Here is a 362-nt window from a genome sequence, read left to right as displayed (position 1 = left end):
GTAATGGGCAAAACGATCACAATATATACCAATGTCCAGATCCTTCTACTGCCACCAAACTCTTATATCAAAAAGACGTTAAGGAAAATGGAAAATTCCTTGCCGTTCTGACAGAAACCATAGACTTTCCTGAGAGCGGAGTTAATCCAAACAAAATTACTTGTATTATTGTTACAAATAAACTGGGAGAAAATGGTGGTTATGCTAATATCGTCAGTGGTGGCCTGAATGATTACAAAACAGAAATAGTTTTAAAATCTCAAACAGGAAAAGGATTGGATTATCACATCGAAATTTATAGTGCTTAAAAATATCCAAATAATCCAAATGCGCTTAATAGTTACTTATTTATAAAAGATAAT

1 protein-coding gene is annotated in these 362 nt (G+C 32.6%); it reads left to right on the top strand.

What is annotated here, in order from left to right:
- On the top strand, positions 1–308 hold a 308-nt coding region (locus QWY29_RS19890), incomplete at its 5' end, for an MBF2 family protein (protein WP_300962974.1).
- Between the last annotated feature and the right edge of the window lie 54 nt (positions 309–362).

The sequence above is a fragment of the Nocardioides abyssi genome, assembly GCF_030412915.1.
Classification (GTDB): Bacteria; Actinomycetota; Actinomycetes; order Propionibacteriales; family Nocardioidaceae; genus Nocardioides; species Nocardioides abyssi.
Note: the sequence above shows the minus strand (reverse complement) of the source record. Positions and strands in the feature narration are given on the sequence as shown.